The organism is Streptococcus ovuberis, assembly GCF_012396585.1.
Taxonomy (GTDB): domain Bacteria; phylum Bacillota; class Bacilli; order Lactobacillales; family Streptococcaceae; genus Streptococcus; species Streptococcus ovuberis.
In genome coordinates, this window is the sequence record NZ_JAAXPR010000012.1 from 43,659 (window position 1) to 68,268 (window position 24,610).

The window sequence follows — 24,610 nt, forward strand, 5'->3', positions numbered from 1 at the left end:
AAATTTGAACGATAGAGCACAAAAAGATTCACCAGTTCTAGTGTTTAAAATAATTTTCTGAAAACCTATGGTTAAACATTTGAAAAAAACTTTAAAACATGGTATAATTTAAAATTGTAAGGGTTATCAGGAGTGATAATCTAAAAAATGTAAACACAAAAGGAGAAACCACATGGCTTCAAAAGATTTCCACGTAGTGGCAGAAACAGGTATTCACGCACGTCCAGCAACTTTGTTGGTTCAAACGGCTAGCAAATTCTCATCAGATATCACCCTTGAGTACAAAGGTAAATCTGTAAACTTGAAATCTATTATGGGTGTGATGAGTCTTGGTGTTGGTCAAGGTGCTGACGTAACAATCTCTGCTGAAGGTGCAGACGCTGATGAAGCACTTGCAGCAATTACAGAAACAATGGAAAAAGAAGGATTGGCATAAGAATGACTGAATTGCTTAAAGGAATTGCAGCATCTGACGGTGTTGCTGTTGCTAAAGCATATCTACTTGTTCAACCGGATTTGTCTTTTGAAACTGTAACAGTTGAAGATACAAATGCAGAAGAAGCTCGTTTAGATGTAGCTCTTGAAGCTTCACAAAACGAGCTTTCTCTTATCCGTGAAAAAGCAGTAGGTAGCTTAGGTGAAGAGGCGGCAGCTGTGTTTGATGCCCACCTCATGGTTCTCTCTGACCCAGAAATGATTGGTCAAATCAAAGAAACGATCCGTGCTAAGAAGACCAATGCTGAAACAGGTCTCAAAGAAGTAACAGACATGTTCATTACCTTATTTGAAGGGATGGATGATAACCCGTATATGCAAGAGCGTGCGGCGGACATCCGTGATGTGGCCAAACGTGTATTAGCGAACCTATTGGGCGTTACTTTACCGAATCCGGCAGCTATTTCAGAAGAGTCTATCGTTATTGCTCATGACTTGACCCCATCTGATACGGCTCAGTTGGATAAGAATTTTGTCAAGGCGTTTGTCACCAACATCGGTGGCCGGACTTCTCACTCTGCCATCATGGCGCGTACCCTTGAGATTGCTGCCGTTCTTGGAACCAACAACATCACTGAAATCGTGAAAAACGGTGATATCTTGGCGGTTAACGGAATTACAGGTGAAGTGGTGATTAACCCATCTGAAGCAGTTATCGCTGAGTTCAAGGCAGCTGGTGAAGCCTATGCCAAGCAAAAAGCAGAATGGGCACTCTTGAAAGATGCTCAAACCGTAACAGCGGATGGCAAACACTTTGAGCTTGCAGCCAACATCGGTACACCAAAAGACGTTGAAGGGGTAAATGACAACGGTGCTGAGGCCGTGGGTCTCTACCGTACTGAGTTTCTTTATATGGATTCTCAAGATTTCCCAACGGAAGATGAACAGTACGAAGCTTACAAGGCTGTTCTTGAAGGCATGAACGGCAAGCCAGTTGTGGTTCGGACCATGGACATCGGTGGTGACAAGGAGTTGCCATACTTTGATATGCCGCACGAAATGAACCCATTCCTTGGATTCCGTGCCCTTCGTATCTCTATCTCTGAAACAGGCGATGCTATGTTCCGTACACAAATCCGTGCGCTTCTTCGGGCGTCTGTACACGGACAACTTCGCATCATGTTCCCAATGGTGGCACTCTTGACTGAATTCCGCGCTGCGAAGAAGGTCTTTGATGAAGAAAAGGCTAAGTTGGTTGCAGAAGGTGTTGCCGTAGCAGATGATATCCAAGTCGGTATTATGATTGAAATCCCTGCAGCAGCCATGTTAGCAGACCAGTTTGCTAAAGAAGTGGACTTCTTCTCCATCGGTACTAACGACTTAATCCAGTACACTATGGCAGCGGACCGCATGAATGAGCAGGTTTCTTACCTCTATCAGCCATACAATCCTTCTATCCTGCGCTTAATCAATAATGTGATCCAAGCAGCGCATGCTGAAGGCAAATGGGCTGGTATGTGTGGTGAGATGGCGGGTGACCAGCAAGCTGTACCACTTTTGGTTGGTATGGGCTTGGATGAGTTCTCCATGTCAGCGACTTCTGTCCTTCGGACACGTAGCTTGATGAAAACGCTTGATACCAAGAAGATGGAAGAATATGCTCATTGTGCGTTGACTGAATGTTCAACAGCAGAAGAAGTGCTTGAACTGCAAAAAGAATACGTCAACTTTGACTAACCCAAAAATTGCTAAAAAGAGGCTGGGACATATTGAACTGCTCCCTGTCAAGTGGACAATGACATAATAAAAGATTAAGCAACGGCCTTGTTCCTCATTTCAAGAGGGGCAAGGCCGTTGTGCTTCTCTTGAAATTGTTCGTTATTGTAAAAATAGATATAGTCATCAATATCAGCGACTAACTCCTCAAATGTCTTGTAGGTCTTCAAATCATAACACTCCGTCTTAAAGTGACCAAAGAAACTCTCAATTGGCGCATTGTCAATGCATTTACCAACTCGTGACATTGAACGTGTCATCTGATATTGTGTTGTTACCATGCGATATTCTCGCGATGTGTATTGGGAGCCTCTATCACTATGAAGCAGCGGTGTGGCTCCTGAGTTAATCTCTATTGCCTTTCTTAGAGTTTCCATAACAAGAGGATTATCATTGTGCTTACTGATATGGTAAGCCACGATAGAACCATCATATAGGTCTTTAATAGCACTTAAATAAGCCTTACAACCTCGTCCATACTGTAAGAAAGTCACATCTGTACACCATTTTTGATTAGGTGACTGAGCTGTAAGCTCTCGATTGAGAAGATTTTCTTCGATATTGATAAAACTTATCTTCGTACAATAGCCTCTAGAACGACGGATAACTGATGAGATACCAAGAATACGCATTAAGCGACGAATACGCTTTTTGTTATAAGTTGTTCCCAGTTTCCGATTGACAGCTCGCGTCATTCGACGATAGCCTAAAATTCCCTTATGTGCTTTGTGTAAGCCTGTGAGTGTTTGTAGTAGGTCTTGATTCGTCTTCTCAGATGTCGTTTGCTTATGATTTAGCCACTTGTAATAGCCTGAACGAGACACTCCAAGCAATTGGCATAACTGGCTAATAGAAGCTTCACTAGGCTTATCAGAATAATCTTTGATGGCTCGAAATTCTTCGAAGTAGTGTCCAATCCTTACCGTCGGTTTCTTCGTCTGCTGTCTTCCAACTTTTTGGCGCTAGCCGTTTGAAGCAAAGCGAGTTACGGATAGCCCTGCAAGGCTTGTCCAAGCGTTAGGAACAAGGTGACGACACGATTGGCAACAAGCAACTGCAAGAAGTCCTACCTCCATCTCTAAATAGCGGTTGCGCTCTTCGAGTTGCTTGATTTTGAGCTGTAACTTTTCTTCTGGGGTAAGGTTCGGTTTACTGTCTAACCCTTTACCTCTGCGGTCTAGGAGTCCTTGACGACCATCCTTCTCAAACTTTCTAACCCAGGAATAAACTTGTTGGTAGGAAATACCATATTTCTCAATCGCTGCCTGATAGTCCTTATCATGAGCAATTGTGAAGTTGACAATCTCCACCCGTTCTTCAAAAGTGGTTTTACGTCTCTGGTTCATACGCCTTAATCCTTTACTAGTTGCTTTGATTTCTTTACCACTAGTATACCGTTTTATCCACTTTTCGAGAACACTTCTAGAGGATAGTTGATACCTGTCACAAATAGTATACGTTGACCCTGTTCCATTAAGATAATCTTGTACAGCTTGTTCTTTGACTTCCTTTGAGTATCTTATCCAATTTCTACTTTCTCTTAATCCTGCTACACCTAGCTGTTGGTATTTACGAACCCAAGTTCTAAGGGCTGTATCACTGACGCCATATTCCCTTATTAAGCTTGAAATGGATTTCCCTTTTTCTAAATACAAGTTTATCATCTCTCGTTTTTCCTCTACTGATTTTGGACTTCTTTTTGACATACGAAAACGCCCCTTTTAGTTTCTAGTGAATTTTTGTTTTTTCACTGTCCACTATAAGGGGAGTATATCAAAACGTCCTAGTCTCTCCTTTTTATGATTGTTCACTAACTAAGATGCAGTAATTGGGAGCTTGGACAGCCTGGAGTTAGGGAGTCCAATTTTATCTCCTAGAAATTGAGAAGAGACCATACTGGCTTTGCCAATTTTGGTGTTACCCTGCACCGATCATAAGGTGCGTTAGCACCAATGAGCCGCTAGGGAGCACTTCAAGGCGTTTGAGCCTTGAAGGTGGGAGGAAAGCGTGAGTTGTAAAGTAACTCTACTCCCTAATAGCTTGATTTCATCAGCTTTTAAAACCCTAACGGATGAGAGAAACCATGATTTCCAAATTTCCGACTTCAAACGGCTACTCCCCTGACTGTTGCTCGCTATCTAGTTTCAAGGCTCGCATCTTCAACAGTCACTCCCCTGACTGTTGAAGCTATGTGGAAGTGGGTTGAGACTGGGACAAAAGTCCTAACCTCTCAAGTGATTTTTAATTTTCAAACAAGGCGCAGTGGGTGAGTGGGTTCTAATTCCCTGATTTTATCAGCTTTTACAGCCCTAACGAATGAGGGAAATATCTTTCCCAAATTTCCAACCTCAAACAGTCACTTCCCTGACTGTTTGAGCTATGCGGAGGTAGACTAACGACTCATCGAATGCTGGCGAATTACCGATTTTTGTCCCACTTTCAATCGGGAAATGAAACTTGCAAAGCAAGTGTCAAAAAAGGACTGGGGGGCCATTTTTAATCGGGAAATGAGGCTTGCAAAGCAAGTGTCAAATACGGTCCAGTGGACTGTTTCAGCCCGAATCTCAAAAATGGAAAAAGGATGGAAAAGCGATTCCTTTGGGGCACCGATTGAGTCCCACACTCTTTACTGCCCTGATAGGAAGTGGAAGTGTTCTTAAGGATTTTCTCTACTCATTAGATGATAATTGGAGAATTTTATCGTTGATCCGATCAATATCTGATCCAAAGCGATAATTCCAGTCTTCTTTTAAGGTTTTGAGGACTTGCTTGTAGGCCTCAATAGCAGCAGTTTTGTTACCTAGTCGGATATAGCACTGGGCGATAGACTCGTAGTAATCGGTATAACGTGGTTTTTCTTGGGCATGAAAGGCGGCTTCCCAGATAGGAATGGCTTCTTGGTAATAACCGTTTTGTGAGAAGGAATTGGCGACTGAGAAAAGAACTCGCCAATCGTCGGCAAATTGTCCTGCAAGATTCAGATAATCTGCTTTAACAGCAGCAAAGCCTTTGGCCGCTTCTTCGATAAAAATAGTGTAGTAGTCATTCAAAGGATCTGGGTTGTGCTCATAGGATGCCTTCAAGGTTTGCCGAGCGTCCTCCAGCCGTCTGTCATCAATGAGGTTATCTAAGAGATAAAAATAGAGGCGTTTGTTCTCTGGTGCGACTAGTAAGGTTTTTTGATAATAGTCAATTAAGTCGTGATGATTTTTGACGTCCCAATCGTAGAGTGCCCCTTCTGAAGCGTTATTAATGATGTTAATGGTATATTTGCTATTAGGTTCTAATTCTAGAGCTTTTTTGGCATAGGTGACTGCTTTTTTCTTTAATTGATCAGCATATTTTAGATAGAGTCCGCCCAAAATGGAGCTAGCACGGTAGTGGTCGGGGACTTCTGTGAGCTGTCCTAATAGAAATGTTTCGAATTGCTGAAATTCTTGATGGGTTAAGGGGGTACCGTATTCTAAAGTATTTTCAATCTTTTTATAAAAATTTTCAGATGTGTAGTCAAATAAGTCATCAATTCGAATGCCAAAGAGACTAGCTAAATCAGGTAAAAGACCAATATCAGGTTGTGAAAAGTTAGTTTCCCATTTTGAAATAGCTTGATTAGATAAACCGAGTTTCTCAGCTAATTGTGTCTGGCTCAGTCCAGTTTTTAAACGAAGGGCCTTGATTTTTTGTCCAATGGTGTGCATGTATATGACCTCCAGATGAGTGATGTAAGAGCTCTTATCTTTATTATACTCGCAACCAATCAAATAACAATAGAAAATCAAGGGGATAATATGTAAAAATGGTTGATATGATTGCAGTGAAATAGACCTATTATGGTCAACCAACCGCTAACATGTTTGATTTCTCGCGAGATGGTTGAACGGTTCTGCCATTTCCTTGAGCGATTTCAGCTATCTTTTGCCTTCTGCTAGGGAAGCTCGAATCTAGCCGCGCTCTTCCTTGTGCCGGTCCTTATAAGTGGTAGAATAGATCGTGGACATCTTTGTCTCGCTTCTGATACCAGTTTAGCAATTTTCCAGTATTGCAGATCACGCTGCCTTTTGTGTTGTACGTTATTTTACAACCGAGCGAAAAAATAGAATCCAGAGGATATCTACATGACAAACTCTTAAGCAGGCTAAGCCTACTTAGAGTTTGTCGTATTCAGGTGTGTAATCGCTTGCTTTATTTTACGAAATGTGTTATAGTCTCTTTGGTAAACCGGTTTAATAAAAAAGAAAGATGATCGTAAAATGAAAAAACAAATAAAATTAAGTCATTTATTGTGGTCTGCGCTTATTTTAAGTATTATTTCAGTAGAAACTCAAGGTATTGTGAGGGCGACTGAAATTGAACCTGAAACACTATCTCCCCAAATCCTCTCTGATAACAATGAACAGCCTAGCCAATTAGAGACAGAGGCTCCGGCAACTAACAGTGATATTAATAACATCTCTCCTCACCTAAAACAGGCTGATGCCTCAGAGCAACAACAGGACCTTCCTCTTGTTGGTGGTAACGATACAACTGTTCCTGTTTCAGAAACTAATGAAAGCTCCAACATAAATTTATTAAAAAATGGCGATTTTACAGAAACAGCACCAAAGTCTGGACAATGGTCTGATACATCCGCTCAATCATGGAATGCCTGGATTGATAAATCAAAAACCCAAATTGACACTACCCCAACAATTGCTATTGATAGCCAAAATCAACTAAATATGGGGAGTCAAAAAGAGTTTAGAGGAGTCGTTCACCAAACTGTTACCATTGATGACAGCCAAAAATATCACATTCATTTTGATATCAAAAGCCAAGATAAAACCGGCAATGCGTTCATCAGATTGTTAGGTTTCGAAGGCAAACAACAAAAGCAGATTTGGCATTCTGACATGACAACAGGAACCACTGATTGGCATACGGTTAATGGGATTTTTGAACCTCAAAAAGGTATCAACTCTGTTAAACTTGAGATTTTTTATGAAAAAGGTAAGGGACAAGTTGCATTTAGACATATTCATTTTGGGATAATGGAACCTCCCAAAGAGGATACAGCCATCCTTGAAACTGAGTCTAGCATTTCCCTCCCTCTTCATAAAAAACATGTTCTGCACAGCGATCGTTACCATTATGAGCTAGTCAATACAGATTATGCTTCACTTTCTGGTGCGATTATTTTACCAAAATCAGTTGGACAAACAGTTCTTAAAGTACTAAACCAATCTGGAGAGCTCGTCAAAACAATTCAGTTGACAGTCACTCCAGCTAGCAATACCTACTCTGAACTGATAAAAACGTGGAACAACGCAATTGCAGGAAATGATCTATATGATCCTAAAAATCCAGACATGGCTAAATTTCATCAAGAATTAGAAAAAAAAGTTGAGCACCACTTATTGCTTGCAGATGAACAAAAATTGTTGCCTGAAGCCTCTGAATTCGCTAAGACGTCAAGCCTTCTTACGAGTAGCTATCGTAAACTAGAAGATATGGCTAAACAAGTCACAAACCCTCATTCAATCTATTACTTAGATGAGCGAGTCATCAGATTAGTCAAAAATAGCATGGAGCAGCTGTATCAGCAAGCATATAATGAGCACAAGAGCATTTCTGGTAATTGGTGGGACTATGAAATTGGAGCCCCTCGTGCTATCAATAACATTTTATCTCTGATGTATCCTTATTTTTCTGATAACGACATTCAAAAATACACCGCGCCCATCGAAAAGTTTGTTCCAGATCCAAGCTATTTCCGAAGTACTTTGCCCAATAGCCGTTTCGAGGCTTTGGGTGGCAATTTAGTTGATATGGGGCGCGTCAAAGTTATTGCTGGAATATTACGCCAAGATGCTAAAGAAATAGCAGATGCCGTCGTTTCGTTAAGCAAGCTATTTACATTAACATCATCTGGTGAAGGCTTCTATGAAGATGGCTCCTATATCGCTCATACAAATGTTGCTTACACAGGTGCTTATGGTAATGTCCTTCTCGATGGCCTTGCACAATTATTACCAGTTATTCAAAAGTCAGCTGTTAAACTATCTCAGGAAAAATTAGCTGTGATCTACCAGTGGATTGATAAAGCATTTTTGCCATTAATCATTAATGGAGAATTGATGGATATGAGTCGTGGTCGTGCAATTAGTCGTGCAACCAGTGAAGGACACGTTGCAGCAGTGGAAGCGCTTAGAGGAATAACGCTTTTAGCTGACTTATTTGAACAAGAAAAACAGCTAAAACTAAAGACCGCAGTTAAATCTATTTTAAAGTCTGATCATTTTTATCGTGTTTATAACAATCTGCGAACTTACCGAGAATTCACTGCTATCAAAAACTTATTAACGGACACGAAGATTCCAATTATAGAGCAACCATCTCATATCACTACTTTCAACCACATGGATAAATTGGCTATGTATAACGCTAAAAAGGGTTTTGGCTTTGCATTATCAATGCACTCAAACAGAACTCAAAACTATGAAGCCATGAACAACGAAAATGTTCGGGGTTGGTATACTGGTGACGGCATGTTTTACCTTTATAACAGTGATTTAGGGCATTATAGTCAAAATTACTGGGCAACAGTAAACCCTTATTATTTACCAGGAACAACCGAAACTACCGAGAAACGTGCAGATGCTACCCAAGATTTAGTGAAAACAGATTTTTCAAAAACTGGACAAGCAACCCTACCCTCTTCCTTTGTAGGAAGTTTGGCACTTGATCAATATCATGCCTTAGCAAGCATGGTATTCAGCAATTGGAACAAAACATTGTCAGCGAAAAAATCTTGGACTATTCTAAACGATAAAATTGTTTTTCTAGGAAGTGATATTCAAAATAATTCATCAGAAAGAGCCTACACAACAATTGAACAGCGAAAAGAAACGACTCCTTATTTCGTCTACATCAATGGAAAACAAGTACTGGTTTCACAAGAAAAGGTGGCTCTTCCTGAAACGACATCTATATTCCTTGAGAAGCCAGAAAATGGGCAGAACATTGGCTATCTTTTCTTTAAACCTACTCAAATAACCATTAGCCGTAAACAACAAGAGGGAAATTGGAAAAATATCAATCACGCTCAAACTGATCAGCAAGTGAGCAATTCGTTCTTAACCATTCAGCAGGAACATCATCATCCACATGATGCCTATGCTTACATTATGGTGCCAAACATTGATAAAGAAACATTTGACAAGCTTCGATCACAATTAAACGTGCAATTGTTAAATAACGATGCGAACGAACAAGTTATTTACGATGTTGAGCAAAAAGTCTGGACAATAACAAAATATGATGATGATAAGAGAACCGTAGCCAATCACTTCACACTCCAAGAGCCGGGACTTTATTTGATCAAACAACTTGATGACAACTCTTATACAGGAAAATTTTACAATCCTATCACCATGCAAACTCATAATATAAGTGATAAGGTACAATTTTTACTACCAGAAACACCAAAGGAAGAAGCACCTCAATCGCCGTCGCTTCCTACAGACAACAAAGAAAACTACACTATCTTCCTGAGAACGGACAAGGGGATAACGGAATCTGCATTCCGCGGTGCACCGGATGACTTACAGAAAAAATTGGCTGAGCATATCTCCACCTACAAAGAGAGACACTACTCATATGTCAATCAATTTATCCATGGCAATCGCATTCTGCTCGACTTTTACAAAGAAAAATACCTTCTCATCGTTAAGACGGGCGAAAAAGACAGCTCGCAAGCAGTAGAAATTCCGTTTTACAACAAAGAGGCTGTGGAAGCAGAGATTAAGCGGCTCAAAACGAATGCGCCGGATTTTATTGTAACCAGAACAGAGGTTGCTAAATCAGAGGGCTATTGCATTATGTTGACATTTACTAAGAAACCTAGTCAACTGGAAAATAAGATGTCTCATCTCCATAAAACAACATCAGAACAATTCACTGAAAAAACAGATTCCCCTGAAGTAGAACCACCATCTCTTCACCTAGTTAAATCAGATAATTTGCTCCTGCAAAAACAACCTATTGTTGCAACAGGCATAGCAACTCATCTGTCTCAGAAGAGCCTTCCTCATACAGGCGAACAGACATCATGGATTAGCTTAATTGGGTTAAACCTAATCTCACTACTTGGTTTTTTCAAAATTAGAAAGGACCGTGACTAGAACACTTTAACAGACATTAAACAGTGGCTTTCCACTTCTATAGTATTACACGGTCTTTTTAATAAATGATTTTTTGTGTTTTGAAGTGGAACATCGTATGCTGTCTGATAGCTGTTTGCAGAGAACATTTAAAAAGCTCAAAATCAAGGTCTTCTAATCAATTGATTTTGAGCTTTTTCTTATTGTTGATGGTTTGGTCGTGAAAACAAAGTAGGGATTTGCTGTTCTTTTGAAATCTACCATTACCAGTCAAAAGGGATGCTTTTGTCCCGATGTTTCTCAATAAAAGCAAAGAAAAGATTTTTCGATAATGTCAGATGAGAGATATCTAAATCATTTTCCAGCACTTCAAAAATTGTTATGCACTTTTTAGCCAATTTTAATCCCTCAGGGCGGTTCTTTAAGACAAGTATTAACGCGACATAGCATTTCAATGCCAAGTGCTCAACAACATACGTTTTATACTTACTCCTCTTTAATTCCTTTTTTAACAAACAGACCATCTCTTCTGCAACGTCAAGAAATCTGTGCAGACAAAGCACTCTGATACCGTGAAAAATAATTGTCATAATCCCTTTTGGAGTTAAAGTAGTCAGTCGTGAAGTACGTAAAAATCCAATAGCTTGTTCCGTCCTAAATTGAATCATGGCCATCGGACATTCATCTACCATAAAAGAATAAATAAACCATTCCAAATCACCCCAAGTATCAATAGACGATAAGTAAAGTTTTAACGCATCAAGTTCCCTCTTACATTTGGATACCTCTTGATTCAAAATAGCAAGATGAACGTTGATAACACCAGTGATGAGTTGCTTCATTAACGGATGGTCTCTATAACTTTCTTCAACAGATTGCTTAGCAACCTGAGCGAATTGATAAAAATCTTTCGAATCATAGAACTCTTTAAAATTCTCAAGGGTGCTAATTAAATGTGTCAAACAATCTCCATTGTAACATCTAAGAAAATCGTTCCAACTCGCTCCAATACGAACCAATAAGCGACTGAACTTATCGACAGAAATGCCTGCTAAATCCCTTTCAAATCGACTGAGAAACTGCGGACTAACAATATCCCCAGCAGCTTCTTTGAGTTTATACCCTCTTTGTTGGCGCAACTTTCTAAAAGCGGCGCCAAAACTTGTTACTGACTGTGACATTCAAAAAATCCTCCAACAAATAAATTTGAATAATTGCGCTCATTAGCGTTCCTAACAGTCCAGAGCAATTATTCTGTTATCTATTATAGACTAGATGACACAATCTTGAAGAAAATTAGCACAAAAATTATAAAAATAATGTGCCATCTTAAATTTTTTCGATAAAATGAACTTATGTGATAGTTAAAGCTTGCATTAGGTGATACCCGTTGCCATTGAAATCTAGTTTAAGACCCCAGACATATTTAGCTTGCCTGGGGTCCCAAAAAATATTAGCGCGATAAAAGTTGGCTGTATTGCTTAGCGAGTTCTTTGATTGTTGCGAAGTCTCCCTGAGCAATAAACGTATTAAAGTCTCCGCCAATACCAATCATATCAGCACCTGCTTCAAACCAGTCCAAAGCATTTGATAGATTAACACCGCCTGTCACCATAATAGATAGTTGTGGGAGAGGGGCTTTGATTGCTTTGATATAGCTTGGACTAGCCATACTACCAGGGAAAAGTTTGACGATCTCACAACCGGCCTCCAGAGCCGTCACCATTTCTGTTAGAGTCATGCATCCCGGGATGTAGGGAATCGCATATCGGTTACAAAGTCTTGCGGTCTCCCTATGGAAAGATGGGGAAACAATATAACTAGCGCCTGCCAAAATCGCTAAACGAGCTGTTTCTGCATCTAATACTGTTCCTGCACCAATCAAAATATTGGGCTGATTTGAATAACAGGACGCCAGTTCCGAAATAATCTCACTGGCTTTAGGGTTAGTGTATGTCAACTCAATAGCTGTCATTCCTCCGTCAATACAAGCCTTTGCGGCTTGTAAAGCATCCTCATGCGTATTCCCTCTGATGACTGCAACAGTGGCTGTCTTTTGCAGGGCCATGATTACCTCTGATTTCTTCATAATCCCTCCTTAGCGTATAATGTCTTTCTGATGGTATAGCAATTGGTCAATAGCAGAGCAAGACTCGTGCATCGTATCTTCGATCAGAGTACATTTGTAGATGCCAGAAGCAACCGCAAAATCAACCACCCTCTGGTAAGAAGCTCCATTTAACAATTGATGAAGAGCCCCAGCAACAAAGGCATCTCCGCTACCAATTCGTTGAAGAACCTTTGTTCGTAGCTGAACAGAGGAATAGAGTTGATCATCGTAACCATATGCCTGATACTGTGTTGTTCCATCCTCATTGGATTGTCTAACCGTATGAAAAATTGCTTTAAACTGATAAAGCTTCTTCAACTCTCTCATACGTTTTTTCAGTTCCTCAAGAGACGCTCGTTCTCTGTCGAATAACTGTACGTCAAATTCGTCCAACATCAGCGGTTCAATGCCGAAACAATAGTCAGCATAAGGTGCAAATGTTGAAAACAACTGTTTAGCTTCTGAAACAGAGATAAGTTGAGTTCGCAAATTAAGGTCAAATGAAATAGTGATTCCTCTTTGTTTAGCTTCTTCTAACAACCGTTTAGCAATAGCTTGAACGGGCTGCCCCAGCGCTAAAGTAATCCCGCTAAAATGAAAATGGCTAACGTCTTGAAATATTTTATTAACATCAAGCGACTGTGGTTGAATGGTTGAGATGCTGGTGAATTGACGGTCATAGTATACTTTTCCAGGACGGCAACCAAAACCCTCTTCAACATAATAAATCCCCAGACGTTCTCCAGTGCGCAAAATAGTCTGACTGTCAATACCGTGACTATGTAAGAATTGTAGAAAACTGTCGCCGATTAGATTATCTGGAACAGCCGTAAACAATTTGGTTCTCCTTCCAAAACCTTCCAAAGCACAAGCGATATTAACCTCAGAGCCACCGTAAAATAAATCTACAGAGCAACCATCATGGAATTTACCTGAATTAGGAGAAGTTAACCGAATAAGCGGTTCACCAAAGAGTAATAATTTTCCCATAAGTACTCCTCTGCCTAATAACTAGTTTAATAACCCACGAAGATAATCTGCAATTTCTTGCTCCTGACAATGTTTGAAAAAAAGATTCTGGAAGTGTTCTCCCGAAATAGTTTCTTTTAGAAACTCTTGATCAATCATTTTTAAAATATCAATCATCGGACGATGGGTAACACTTTTTACATCATTTAAAATACGAGCATTACGCTGTTCAGGAATAACACGCTCTTTTGGATAGCCTCCACCAAATTTTTCTTCAAATAAACGTTCAAATATATAGCGAAGGTTTAATTCAGCCCCCCATCCGAAACCTTTGGCATAAGGAAGAGAAAGAGCGTTTCCACCGTTAACTTGTGAGAACAGATAGGCATCAAGCGGATCAGCTGCAAAGCCACAGACAACACCGGGGAAGCTGTTGCAAGCAAGCATTGCTCCAATGCCTGTTCCGCAGCCGGTAATAACAAAATCGGCTGCACCGCTGTTTAGTAAGATGGCAGTCAGTAGTCCGTTTTGCACATAAGTCAGTTGGCTTTCCCCATCTTGACCATACATGCCATAATTAAAACTTTCAAAGCCCTTTGCATCAGCAACGGTTTTTAGAGCCTCAAAGATGATACTATTTTTTGCTGCTTGGCTGTTTTCGTTGATTAGTGCAATTTTCATGAGTAGAATATCCTTTCTTGTTTATTAGGGTTGTTTTCCGATGTATGCCAAGATGCCGCCATCCACATAGAGAATGTGACCGTTAACAAAGTTACTAGCATCGCTGGCTAAAAAGACAGCTGGTCCAGCTAAATCTTCAGGTTCTCCCCAACGTGCAGCAGGTGTCTTAGCAATAATGAATTGGTCGAACGGATGCGGAGTTCCATCAGCCTGTTTTTCACGTAAAGGAGCCGTTTGAGGCGTCGCGATATAACCAGGACCAATGCCATTACATTGGATATTGGCGCTACCGTACTCGGAGGCAATGTTTTTAGTCAACATTTTGAGACCACCTTTGGCAGCTGCGTAGGCACTTACCGTTTCACGCCCTAACTCACTCATCATTGAACAAATATTAATGATTTTACCGTGTCCTTTTTTAATCATAGATGGTAATACTGCTTTTGCAACAATAAATGGAGCTGTCAAGTCAATATCAATAACTTGACGGAAATCTTTAACCTCCATTTCGAGCATTGGGGTTCGTTTAATAATACCTGCATTATTCACTAAAATATCAATGATACCAACTTCTTGTTCAATTTGTTTAACCATTTTCTGAATGCCTGATTCATCAGTGACATCGCAAACATACCCATGTGCTGTAATACCAGCTTGGCTATAATTTGCTAAGCCCTTGTCCACAAATTCTTGAGAGATATCATTGAAGACAATTGTTGCACCTGCACCAGCCAAGGCTTGAGCGATAGAAAAACCTATACCGTACGATGCACCTGTAATGAGGGCGATTTTTCCTTCCAAAGAGAATTGAGACATATGGAAACCTCCGTTAGTTTTATTTTGTAAACCGATTTACTTAGATTCTACATCTTGCTAAAAAATAAGTCAATTATTTAGCTTGATTTAATCTTCATTTTTAATTTTTGGATAGGCTTATAAAATATTTCCTAATTTTTAAATTAAATAACAAAAAGTAGCACACGAAAGAAACCGCTAACTTTTTTAAGAAAACGCTTGACAATAAAAAAGGAGAGGAGTATAATTCAAGTAAACCGATTTACTAAAAAACTTTCTGAAAGGATGTGATTACTTGGAAATTATCTTAATGGGTCACGGACACTTTGCTAGTGGACTTCTCTCTTCTCTAGAACTTATTGCAGGGACTCAAGAGAGAATAACCGTTATTGATTTTATTGAATCAATGTCAAGCGAGGAACTCGAAGAGCAATTACGACAATCTCTTAAAGATAAGACAGAAGTGCTTATTCTCTGCGATTTACTCGGTGGCACACCATTTAAAGTAGCTTCTCTTCAGGCATATCAAAAAGAAGAGCAAGAGATTCAAGTCATTGCTGGCACAAATTTGCCTCTACTGTTAAATGTTGCTTTATCATATCATCAAAGGGATGATGACTTAATTGAAAAACTCACTGCCGATGCTTGTAAAGGAATCGTAAGCGCTAAGAACTTGTTGTCTAAGTCTTCGGCCAACGACTGGGAAGATGGGATTTAAGGAGTTTACAATGATCAAAACAATCACCATAGAACCGATAGCTAATCCACAACGATTTTCAACAGTTCCTCACCTAACCCGTGAAGAAGTCGAACAAGCGATTAAAAAAGTAATAGATAAATTACACCATAATATTAAGTATTTCGACAATCAATACCCTACCCCTGCAACAGCAAACAATTGTTATCCTGTGATGGATAATACAGAATGGACAAATGGTTTTTGGACTGGTTGTCTATGGCTAGCTTATGAATTTAGTCAAGACGAACGTTTCTGCAAAGTTGCCCATCAAAATGTTCTTTCATTTTTAAACCGAGTCAATCAGAGAATTGAACTTGACCACCATGATTTAGGTTTTCTTTATTCACCATCTTGCGTAGCTGAATATCGTATCAATGATAATCCAAAAGCCAGAGAAGCGGCGTTAAAAGCAGCAGATAAGTTAATCGAGCGATTTCAGGAAAAGGGAGGCTTTATTCAAGCTTGGGGGGAATTAGGACACGCTGATCATTATCGCCTGATTATTGATTGTCTGCTAAATATCCAGCTTTTGTTCTTTGCCTTCGAAGAAACTGGGAATGATTTGTACTATGAGATTGCTAAAAAGCATTTCTACGCCTCTGCTAATCATGTTATCCGTGATGATGCTTCAACATTCCACACCTTTTATTTTGATCCAGAGACTGGAACACCTATCAAAGGCGTAACAAGGCAAGGATATAGCGATGAATCTTGTTGGGCACGAGGGCAAGCCTGGGGCATTTATGGTATACCTTTGACTTATAGGAAGCTAAAAGACATTGGATGTGTTCCATTATTCAAAGGAGTGACGCACTATTTTCTCAATAGACTTCCTGAGGATCATGTGTCTTACTGGGATTTAATCTTTGAGGACGGCAGTGGACATGCACGAGATTCATCTGCGACAGCTATTGCAGTATGTGGTATTCATGAAATGTTAAAACATCTCTCAGATGAGGACTGTGATAAACCTCTTTATCGAGATGCCATGCATGCGATGCTACGGTCGTTGATAGACCATTATTACGATGAAGAAGTGAGCGATGGAAGACCTTTATTATTGCATGGTGTCTATTCTTGGCATTCAGGAAAAGGAGTCGATGAGGGAAATATCTGGGGTGATTATTTCTACCTAGAAGCACTGATGCGACTCTATAAAGATTGGGAATTATATTGGTAAGGAGTAAGATATGACACAACCAAATATTGTTATGACGAGAGTCGATGAACGGCTCATTCACGGCCAAGGGCAATTGTGGATCAAGTTTCTGAATTGCAACACCGTCATTGTTGCTAATGATGCAGTCGCTGAGGATGCGATTCAACAAACGTTGATGAAAACAGTTGTCCCTGATTCTATCGCTTTGCGCTTTTTCTCCATTCAAAAAGTCATTGATATCATCCATAAAGCCAATCCAGCTCAAACTATTTTCTTGATTGTAAAGGATTTGAAAGATGCCCAAGCATTAATTAAAGGTGGCGTTCCCATAAGCAGTCTAAATATAGGTAATCTTCATAATGCTCCTGGAAAAGAGCAAGTAACGCGCTCTATTTTTATAGACGCCGAAGACAAAGCCATTATTCGAGACTTAAACCAAAATAATCAAATTATCTTCAACACCAAGACCACTCCGACAGGAAATGATGGAGCATTGGAAGTTAATTTACTAGACTACATTTAACTTTTAATTAAGGAGGATACATTATGCAACTCAATGTTATTCAAGCTGTTTTAATCGGCTTGTGGACTGCTTTTTGCTTTAGCGGCATGTTACTTGGTATTTATACCAATCGGTGTATTATTTTATCATTTGGTGTTGGGATTATTGTCGGTGACATTCCAACAGCCCTCGCAATGGGAGCCATTTCTGAGTTAGCTTACATGGGCTTCGGAGTAGGGGCTGGAGGAACAGTGCCACCTAACCCTATCGGACCAGGAATTTTTGGAACGCTGATGGCAATTACCAGCGCAGGTAAAGTAACACCTGAAGCCGCTTTAGCTTTATCAACACCAATCGCAGTTGCTATTCAATTTTTACAAACCTTTGCCTACACAGCTTTCGCTGGTGCACCCGAAAGTGCCAAGAAACATCTGCGAAACGGCAATCTGAAGGGCTTTAAAATGGTTGCTAATGGAACAATTGTACTGTTTGCAGTGATTGGATTTATTTTAGGCGTTGTTGGAACCTTATCAATGGACACCTTGATTAGTCTAGTTGACTATATTCCACCTGTGTTGCTGAGCGGTTTAACTGTTGCAGGTAAAATGTTGCCAGCGATTGGCTTTGCGATGATTTTGTCTGTCATGGCTAAAAAAGAATTGATTCCATTTGTGCTACTAGGATATGTATGTGCGAGTTACCTACAAATTCCAACTATCGGTATTGCGATTGTCGGAATAATGTTTGCTTTAATGGAATTTTATAACAAACCAAATAAAGTTGAAGCAATTGTAACTGAGGGAGGCGAGCAAGATGACTGGATCTAAAAAATTAGAAAAAAAGGATTACACCAAAACAGCTTTACGAGCATTCTTTTTACAAAATGGGTTTAATTACAGTAACTATCAAGGGTTAGGTTACGCCAATGTGATGTATCCAGCTCTGAAAAAATACTATGGCGATGATCAAGAAGCTTTCTATAAAGCCCTAGAAGAGAATTGCGAATTTTATAATACAAACCCACATTTTCTTCCGTTTATCACTAGCATGGATTTAGTGATGCTTGATAGTGGTCGCCCTCAAGAAGAGCGTCGTAATATCAAGATGGCTTTGATGGGGCCATTAGCTGGTATTGGGGATTCTTTATCACAATTTTGTTTAGCACCTCTGTTTTCTACTATTGCAGCCTCTTTAGCAGCTGACGGTTTAGTCATGGGACCAATAATATTCTTCTTGGCAATGAATATTATTTTGACAGGAATTAAACTAGGAACAGGATTATACGGTTATCGCTTAGGAACAAGTTTTATTGACAAACTGAGTGAACAGATGGCTGTGATCTCACGTATTGCTAATATTGTTGGTGTAACAGTTATTGCAGGCTTAGCAGCAACTTCTGTAAAAATGACTGTTCCTATTCAATTTGCGGCAGAAGAAATTGATTTAACTAATGCTTCTCAAAAATTTGTCACTATTCAAGGTATGCTAGATAAAATTGCTCCTGCTTTATTACCGGCCGCCTTCACCTTGTTGATGTACTACTTGATCAAGTCTAAAAAGTGGACAACTTATAAATTGGTACTGTTGACCGTTGTCATTGGTATTCTTGGCAGTTGGTTAGGTATTTTAGCTTAATCATACCATATTATTTTAAGCCAAAAATGGCAGAAAAGGAGTTGAACCAATAGAGGGCAATTCCTTTTTATTTAGTTATAACTATCAAATCATCCAAGGACATAAATTCAGAAGAACTATGTTACAATAACTGTAGATAAGGAATTCGCAAACTCTGTTTTGACTGAACAGAAGGGAGGGGCACATGCAAAAACGCGTCACGATTAACGACATCGCAAAGCTATCTAAAACATCTAAAACAACGGTTTCTTTCTATTTGAATGGTAAACTAGATAAAATGTCAAAAGAAACACGTGATAAAATCAAAAAAGTTATTGATGAAACGGGATATCAGCCGAGTATTGTTGCTCGCAGCCTAAACTCTAAGCAGACAAAACTCATCGGAGTACTCATTGGCGACATTACTAATAGTTTTTCCAATCAAATTGTGAAGGGGATTGAACACATTGCACATCGTCGTGGTTATCAAGTTATCATCGGAAATAGTAACTATGAACCCGAAAGTGAAGAACGTTATATTGACAATATGCTCCGTTTAGGAGTTGATGGGTTTATTATCCAGCCAACATCTAATTTCCGTAAGTATGAAAAAATCAGTCAAGAAAGCCAAAAAGCTGTTGTCTTTTTTGATAGCCAACTCTACGAACATAGCAGTAATTGGGTTAAAACTAATAATTATGATGCTGTTTATGATGTTACCCTAAATTGTATTAAAAAAGGGTACACCGAATTTTTAATTATCACAGCTGATACAAGTCTTCTAAGCACTCGCATTGAGCGTGCTTCAGGCTTTATTGATGCCCTAAAAGATAACAAACTGCCTCATACTTCCTATCTCATTGAAGATGCTGAGACAACTGTTGAAAATTTAGTCACTTTCTTATTGAAAAACATTTCTCCTGATAAAAAAACGCTTGTGTTTGTTCCTAATTGTTGGGCTCTACCTCGTGTGTTTAAAGCCTTAAAAGAAATTAATTTTGAACAATTAAATACTGGCTTAATTGGTTTTGATAATACAGAGTGGACAGAATTAGCTTCGCCAACAGTTACAACAATTGTTCAACCTGCTTTTGAAGAAGGAGAGCAAGCCACTAAAATTTTAATTGATCAGATTGAAGGGCTTAATATTGAGCAAAGGCAACAGGTGCTAGATTGCGGTGTTAATTGGCAAGAGTCGACTCAATGACGCTATCCAGAGATTTTAGTTTTTTTGAGAAATAGTTGACGTTATGAAAAAACTAAAATGCTTGTACTTGATTTGATAAGCGGATATTCCCAGAAAAACAGGCACAAGCCGTTTCTATTTGCTGGATCTTGTGATAGAATGGAAGTAATGAATGGAAAGCAAAGAGAGGATTTTATGAAAAAACCTATTATCATCGGTGTGACGGGCGGTTCTGGCGGGGGTAAGACGTCGGTTTCGCGAGCGATTTTGTCCAATTTTCCAGATGAGAAAATCGCCATGATTGAGCACGATTCTTACTATAAGGATCAGGGGCATCTGACCTTTGAAGAGCGTATTTCGACCAACTATGACCATCCGTTAGCTTTTGATACGGACCTCATGATTGAGCAACTGAATGAGCTTTTAGCTGGCCGCCCGGTTGATATTCCAGTTTATGACTACACGGCTCATACACGCTCGGCTAATACTTACCGTCAAGAACCACAGGATGTTTTTATTGTAGAAGGCATTTTGGTTCTTGAAGATAAGCGTTTGCGTGATTTGATGGATATCAAGATTTTTGTGGATACTGATGATGATGTGCGGATTATTCGTCGGATTAAGCGAGACCTTTTAGAACGTGGTCGGACTTTGGACAGTGTCATTGATCAGTATCTTGGTGTGGTGAAACCCATGTACCACCAGTTTATTGAACCGAGCAAGCGTTATGCGGATGTGATTATTCCTGAAGGGGTTAGCAATACTGTTGCGATTGACCTGATTAATACAAAGATTGCGGCTATTCTTCGGGAGCGTCATTAAGGGACGATTGGAAAGGGGAAGGGCATGTTAGCCATAGAAGCCATAGAAGCCTTGAATCGAGAGCGCCTTTCTCCCTTAACTGTTTTAACTGGGGAAGATCTTGGTCAGTTTTCTCAACTTAAAGAGGCTCTTTTGCGTGTAATCGGTTTTGAAGCGCAGGACTTGACGGTCTCCTATTTTGATTTGAGGGAGACAGCGTTTGAAACAGTCGCCATTGATTTAGAGAGTCTTCCTTTTTTCGCAGAGGATAAGCTGGTTATTTTGGATCAAGTGCTAGATGTAACAACTGCTAAAAAACGAGCGCTTTCCGATGACGACCTCAAACGTTTGGAAGCCTATTTAGAAGCACCTGTTGAGACGACAAAATTAATTCTTCTCGCTCCGGGGAAATTAGATAGTAAACGCAGAATTGTGAAATTACTCAAGCGGGATGGTCAGATTTTTGAAGCCAATGAGCCCAAGGAAGCTGATCTGCGCCAATATTTCAAAAAACAGGTTCAAGCCCTCTCTTTAGAGATGGATACGGCCAGTTTTGAAGAGCTCTTGGTTAAATCACACTTTGACTTTAGCCAAATTAGTCAAAATCTAGCCCTTTTAAAAGCCTATAAGGGCAGTGGGAGTATTAGTCAGTCTGATATTGACTTAGCTCTTCCTAAGAGCTTGCAAGATAATATTTTTGATTTGACCCAGCTAGTTTTGGCTGACAAGATTGAGGCGGCGCGTGAGCTGGTAAAAGACCTGCGGCTTCAGGGAGAAGACGAGGTCAAGCTCATCGCCATTATGCTCAATCAGCTCCGTCTCTTTTTGCAGCTCCGCCTTTTACAAGACCAAGGAAAAAGTGAAAATCAGCTGGCTAGTGCTCTTTCAGATATCCTTGGAAGAACGGTCAATCCTTATCAGGTTAAATACGCCTTGAGAGATAGTCGTCATGTGCCCACTCAGCGCTTACAGAAAGCCATCCAGTGTTTGATTGAGACAGACTATCAAATCAAGTCAGGTCTAAATGATAAGGCCTATCTTTTTGAGGTGGCTCTTCTAAAGATTGTAGCTTGAAGAGTCTGTCTTGTCATTGAGGGAACGGAGAGACTTTGATGGCTTAGTTCATGGTCGAAAGGAATTATTTTTCCAGGCAAAACTTTTGAAAGCTCTATCATTTTTAGGTATAATAAAGTCATAATAAAGAAAAGAGGACTAGGAAATGGCTATTATTTTACCAGATTTACCTTATGCTTACGATGCTTTAGAACCACAGATTGATGCGGAAACCATGACCCTGCACCATGACAAGCACCATGCGACCTATGTGGCTAATGCCAACGCTGCGCTTGAAAAGCACCCAGAAATCGGAGAAGATTTGGAAGCTCTCTTGGCAAATGTAGACAGCATTCCAGCAGATATTCGTCAAGCTCTGATCAACAATGGCGGTGGTCACCTCAACCACGCTCTTTTCTGGGAGTTGTTGTCTCCGGAGAAGACAGAGATTTCAGAAGAGTTGGCAGCAGACATTGATGCGACATTTGGCTCATTTGACGCCTTCAAAGAGAAATTCACAGCTGCTGCAACGACGCGTTTTGGTTCAGGCTGGGCATGGCTTGTGGTCAACAAAGAAGGCAAGCTTGAAGTCACTTCGACACCCAACCAAGACACGCCAATCATGGACGGCTTAAAACCAATCCTTGGCTTGGACGTTTGGGAGCATGCTTACTATCTTAACTACCGCAACGTTCGTCCAAACTACATCAATGCTTTCTTTGAGATTATCAACTGGCCTAAGGTTGATGAGCTCTACAGGGCAGCTAAAGCTTAGTCAGACTATTTTGAGGATTTTGGTCGTTTCAGTAGAAAAAGATGAAGGCCTTTAGGCAATTCTTACGAACAAGATCAATCGATTTTCCGCATGATCAAAGCGGATTTGTCTAGAAGGGATTTGTTCTGCTTTTAGAAGCTAATCGCAATTGGGGATAGCTCCTAGCAAAAGGATCATGTTTACCAAGTAGGTGTCCGAGATTTCTCGGGCATTTTTAGGTTCTGGCTAGCCTCCTAGTCACAATTATGATACACTAGTTAAGTGACTTTTTGAGAGTTAAAGACAAGTAAGGAGTAATTCGAGTGAAAAAATGGAGCGTTGCTTTAGCCCTTGTTTTGGGAATGTGCCTTCCTCATCAGACTGTTTTAGCAGAAGATCTGATGACCATTACCCATGAGGCTGGTTACACAGAAGCGCTTGAAATGAACAAGCCCAAAGCTTCGATCGTTATTGATGCTAAAACAGGGAGTATCTTGTGGGGAGAGAATATTGACGAGCAAAGAGACCCTGCAAGCATGAGTAAAATGCTGGCGCTTTTCTTGGTTTATGAAGCTATGGAGCAAGGGAAGTTTGGTCTCGATACGGTGGTGACAGCGACTGAGACCGATCAAGCGATGGGAAAACTATGGGAGATTAGCAATAACAACATTGTGGCAGGTGTGGGTTATACAGTTGAAGAGTTGATCATTGCAACCTTAGTACCGTCTTCAAACGTTGCGACCCTGATGTTGGCCAACTTGGTAGAGCCTGATCCAGATGCCTTTATCGATTTGCAGAATGCCAAGGCCAAAGAGCTTGGAATGACCAGCACGACCTTTTACAATGCGACAGGGGCAGTAGCACGCGCTTTTGGTGGTTATTATGCTCCCAAACGGCATGACAACTATACCCCAAATGTGACAACAGCGCGGGATTATGCGACCTTGACCTATCATTTTATCAACCGTTTTCCAGGCATTTTAGATTATACCCATGATTCTAAGGTAACCATCAAGCAGGGAACCCCTTATGAGGAAACCTTTAAGTCCTATAATTACTCTCTGCCAGATGGCAAGTACGGTATCGAAGGCGTAACAGGGTTGAAAACAGGTTCTAGTCCTAGTGCTGGTTTTAATATTACAGCAACTGCAAAACGTGGGGAACAGGAGTTGATCGCTGTTCTTATGGGGGTTGGTCACTGGTCTGATCAGAATGGTGAATATTACCGTCATCCCTTTACCAACGCCCTCTTAGAGAAGGCTTTCGCAGATTATGATTATCAGTTAGTCGCTAAGGCAGGTAAACAAACAATTTCGGATCAAAAGGTGACTCTGGAGGAAGACCTATACGCAACCGTCAAGACTGGTGAAACGCCCAAGTTAGTTTATCAAGAGGATCACGTTTCCGTTGATAATGGCTTAGAGACTGTAAACCCTGCTATTGCTGAGGAGCAAGAAGTAGCTGCTAAACCAGCTGGTTTCTTTAACTTTGGGACGCAATCTGCTAGCAAGACAGAAGCAGCTTCTAAATCAGCCAAATCGGTGAATTGGTTAACACTTGGAGGAGCGGTTGGATTAGCAGTGTTAGGACTAGGAGCTATCCTACTGATACTTGAGAAAAAAGCACGTCAAGATCGCCGTCAAAGCAAACGTCGCCGCTAAAAGCGATTGATCCAAGTGCTCAATTGAGATGCAAAAGCGTCTGAGTCAAAATGATACCCAATTTAGAGAGGTTGTAGGAGTAATTTCTACAACACTGATCTATAAAAAAGGCCTCATTGTCAACTGTAGTGGGTTGACCAATCTAACATCGAGAGAGGACAAGCTTTGTCTTCTCTTGTTTTATGTTTATCGCAATGAAAATGCGAGTTTTGAAGTTTTCAAAGTTCCGAAACCCAA

At 40.2% G+C, this 24,610-nt stretch carries 19 protein-coding genes and 2 pseudogenes; 13 read left to right on the forward strand and 8 right to left on the reverse strand.

The genetic code is table 11. From position 1 onward, the window contains the following. Positions 1 to 172 precede the first annotated feature (172 nt). The gene (locus HF992_RS07400) at positions 173 to 436 is read left to right on the forward strand and encodes a phosphocarrier protein HPr (RefSeq protein ID WP_168549411.1); all 264 of its coding nucleotides are present in this window, start codon (positions 173 to 175) and stop codon (positions 434 to 436) included. A 2-nt stretch (positions 437 to 438) separates the two neighbouring features. Continuing rightward, the gene (ptsP, locus tag HF992_RS07405) at positions 439 to 2,172 is read left to right on the forward strand and encodes a phosphoenolpyruvate--protein phosphotransferase (RefSeq protein ID WP_168549412.1); all 1,734 of its coding nucleotides are present in this window, start codon (positions 439 to 441) and stop codon (positions 2,170 to 2,172) included. 74 nt (positions 2,173 to 2,246) lie between these two features. On the opposite strand, the pseudogene HF992_RS12390 reads toward ptsP, so the two are convergent. The 3 genes and pseudogenes from HF992_RS12390 to HF992_RS07415 all read right to left on the reverse strand — a co-directional run. Then, positions 2,247 to 3,167 (reverse strand): annotated as a pseudogene (locus HF992_RS12390) (IS3 family transposase); the annotation flags it as partial. A 102-nt stretch (positions 3,168 to 3,269) separates the two neighbouring features. Then, positions 3,270 to 3,917, reverse strand: a pseudogene (locus HF992_RS12395) (helix-turn-helix domain-containing protein); the annotation flags it as partial. A 963-nt stretch (positions 3,918 to 4,880) separates the two neighbouring features. Then, positions 4,881 to 5,909 (reverse strand): helix-turn-helix domain-containing protein, encoded by a 1,029-nt coding sequence (locus tag HF992_RS07415; RefSeq protein ID WP_168549413.1) that lies wholly within the window; start codon positions 5,907 to 5,909, stop codon positions 4,881 to 4,883. Positions 5,910 to 6,461: 552 nt separating this feature from the next. Between HF992_RS07415 and HF992_RS07420 the strand changes: the two genes are divergently transcribed. Next, on the forward strand, positions 6,462 to 10,370 hold the full coding sequence (locus HF992_RS07420) for a polysaccharide lyase family 8 super-sandwich domain-containing protein (protein WP_168549414.1): 3,909 nt from the start codon (positions 6,462 to 6,464) through the stop codon (positions 10,368 to 10,370). Positions 10,371 to 10,612: 242 nt separating this feature from the next. Here the strand turns inward: HF992_RS07420 and HF992_RS07425 are convergent, their stop codons facing one another. From HF992_RS07425 to HF992_RS07445, 5 genes are all read right to left on the reverse strand, one after another. Next, entirely contained in the window at positions 10,613 to 11,530 is a 918-nt protein-coding gene (locus HF992_RS07425) for a helix-turn-helix domain-containing protein (RefSeq protein ID WP_168549415.1), read from the reverse strand. A gap of 272 nt (positions 11,531 to 11,802) precedes the next feature. Then, the gene (locus HF992_RS07430; RefSeq protein ID WP_168549416.1) at positions 11,803 to 12,438 is read right to left on the reverse strand and encodes a bifunctional 4-hydroxy-2-oxoglutarate aldolase/2-dehydro-3-deoxy-phosphogluconate aldolase; all 636 of its coding nucleotides are present in this window, start codon (positions 12,436 to 12,438) and stop codon (positions 11,803 to 11,805) included. A 9-nt stretch (positions 12,439 to 12,447) separates the two neighbouring features. Then, a complete protein-coding gene (locus HF992_RS07435; protein WP_168549417.1) occupies positions 12,448 to 13,449 on the reverse strand; it encodes a sugar kinase in 1,002 nt (333 codons plus the stop codon). Between the two features lie 21 nt (positions 13,450 to 13,470). Then, positions 13,471 to 14,109: an RpiB/LacA/LacB family sugar-phosphate isomerase gene (locus HF992_RS07440; RefSeq protein ID WP_168549418.1), complete on the reverse strand. Its 639-nt coding sequence runs from the start codon at positions 14,107 to 14,109 to the stop codon at positions 13,471 to 13,473. A gap of 24 nt (positions 14,110 to 14,133) precedes the next feature. Further along, positions 14,134 to 14,925: a gluconate 5-dehydrogenase gene (locus HF992_RS07445; RefSeq protein ID WP_168549419.1), complete on the reverse strand. Its 792-nt coding sequence runs from the start codon at positions 14,923 to 14,925 to the stop codon at positions 14,134 to 14,136. Positions 14,926 to 15,199: 274 nt separating this feature from the next. On the opposite strand from HF992_RS07445, the gene HF992_RS07450 reads away from it, so the two are divergent. The 10 genes from HF992_RS07450 to HF992_RS07495 all read left to right on the forward strand — a co-directional run bounded on the left by HF992_RS07450 (position 15,200) and on the right by HF992_RS07495 (position 24,373). Beyond that, complete coding sequence (locus HF992_RS07450; RefSeq protein WP_168549420.1) at positions 15,200 to 15,622, forward strand: PTS sugar transporter subunit IIA; 423 nt, start codon at positions 15,200 to 15,202, stop codon at positions 15,620 to 15,622. A 10-nt stretch (positions 15,623 to 15,632) separates the two neighbouring features. Then, the gene (locus HF992_RS07455; protein ID WP_168549421.1) at positions 15,633 to 16,823 is read left to right on the forward strand and encodes a glycoside hydrolase family 88 protein; all 1,191 of its coding nucleotides are present in this window, start codon (positions 15,633 to 15,635) and stop codon (positions 16,821 to 16,823) included. Between the two features lie 10 nt (positions 16,824 to 16,833). Then, the gene (locus HF992_RS07460) at positions 16,834 to 17,325 is read left to right on the forward strand and encodes a PTS sugar transporter subunit IIB (RefSeq protein WP_168549422.1); all 492 of its coding nucleotides are present in this window, start codon (positions 16,834 to 16,836) and stop codon (positions 17,323 to 17,325) included. Between the two features lie 23 nt (positions 17,326 to 17,348). Beyond that, on the forward strand, positions 17,349 to 18,131 hold the full coding sequence (locus tag HF992_RS07465) for a PTS mannose/fructose/sorbose/N-acetylgalactosamine transporter subunit IIC (protein WP_168549423.1): 783 nt from the start codon (positions 17,349 to 17,351) through the stop codon (positions 18,129 to 18,131). Then, entirely contained in the window at positions 18,118 to 18,939 is an 822-nt protein-coding gene (locus HF992_RS07470; protein ID WP_168549424.1) for a PTS system mannose/fructose/sorbose family transporter subunit IID, read from the forward strand. The genes HF992_RS07465 and HF992_RS07470 overlap by 14 nt, the downstream gene beginning before the upstream one ends. A 184-nt stretch (positions 18,940 to 19,123) precedes the next feature. Next, positions 19,124 to 20,125: a LacI family DNA-binding transcriptional regulator gene (locus tag HF992_RS07475; protein ID WP_168549425.1), complete on the forward strand. Its 1,002-nt coding sequence runs from the start codon at positions 19,124 to 19,126 to the stop codon at positions 20,123 to 20,125. A gap of 174 nt (positions 20,126 to 20,299) precedes the next feature. Then, a complete protein-coding gene (gene udk / locus HF992_RS07480; RefSeq protein WP_168549426.1) occupies positions 20,300 to 20,926 on the forward strand; it encodes a uridine kinase in 627 nt (208 codons plus the stop codon). Between the two features lie 24 nt (positions 20,927 to 20,950). Beyond that, entirely contained in the window at positions 20,951 to 21,979 is a 1,029-nt protein-coding gene (gene holA / locus HF992_RS07485; RefSeq protein WP_168549427.1) for a DNA polymerase III subunit delta, read from the forward strand. A gap of 145 nt (positions 21,980 to 22,124) precedes the next feature. Then, positions 22,125 to 22,733 carry a superoxide dismutase SodA gene (gene sodA, locus HF992_RS07490; RefSeq protein ID WP_168549428.1) on the forward strand — a complete coding sequence of 203 codons (609 nt, stop codon included), beginning with the start codon at positions 22,125 to 22,127 and terminating at the stop codon, positions 22,731 to 22,733. A 302-nt stretch (positions 22,734 to 23,035) separates the two neighbouring features. After that, positions 23,036 to 24,373 (forward strand): D-alanyl-D-alanine carboxypeptidase family protein, encoded by a 1,338-nt coding sequence (locus HF992_RS07495; protein WP_343032963.1) that lies wholly within the window; start codon positions 23,036 to 23,038, stop codon positions 24,371 to 24,373. Positions 24,374 to 24,610 lie beyond the last annotated feature (237 nt).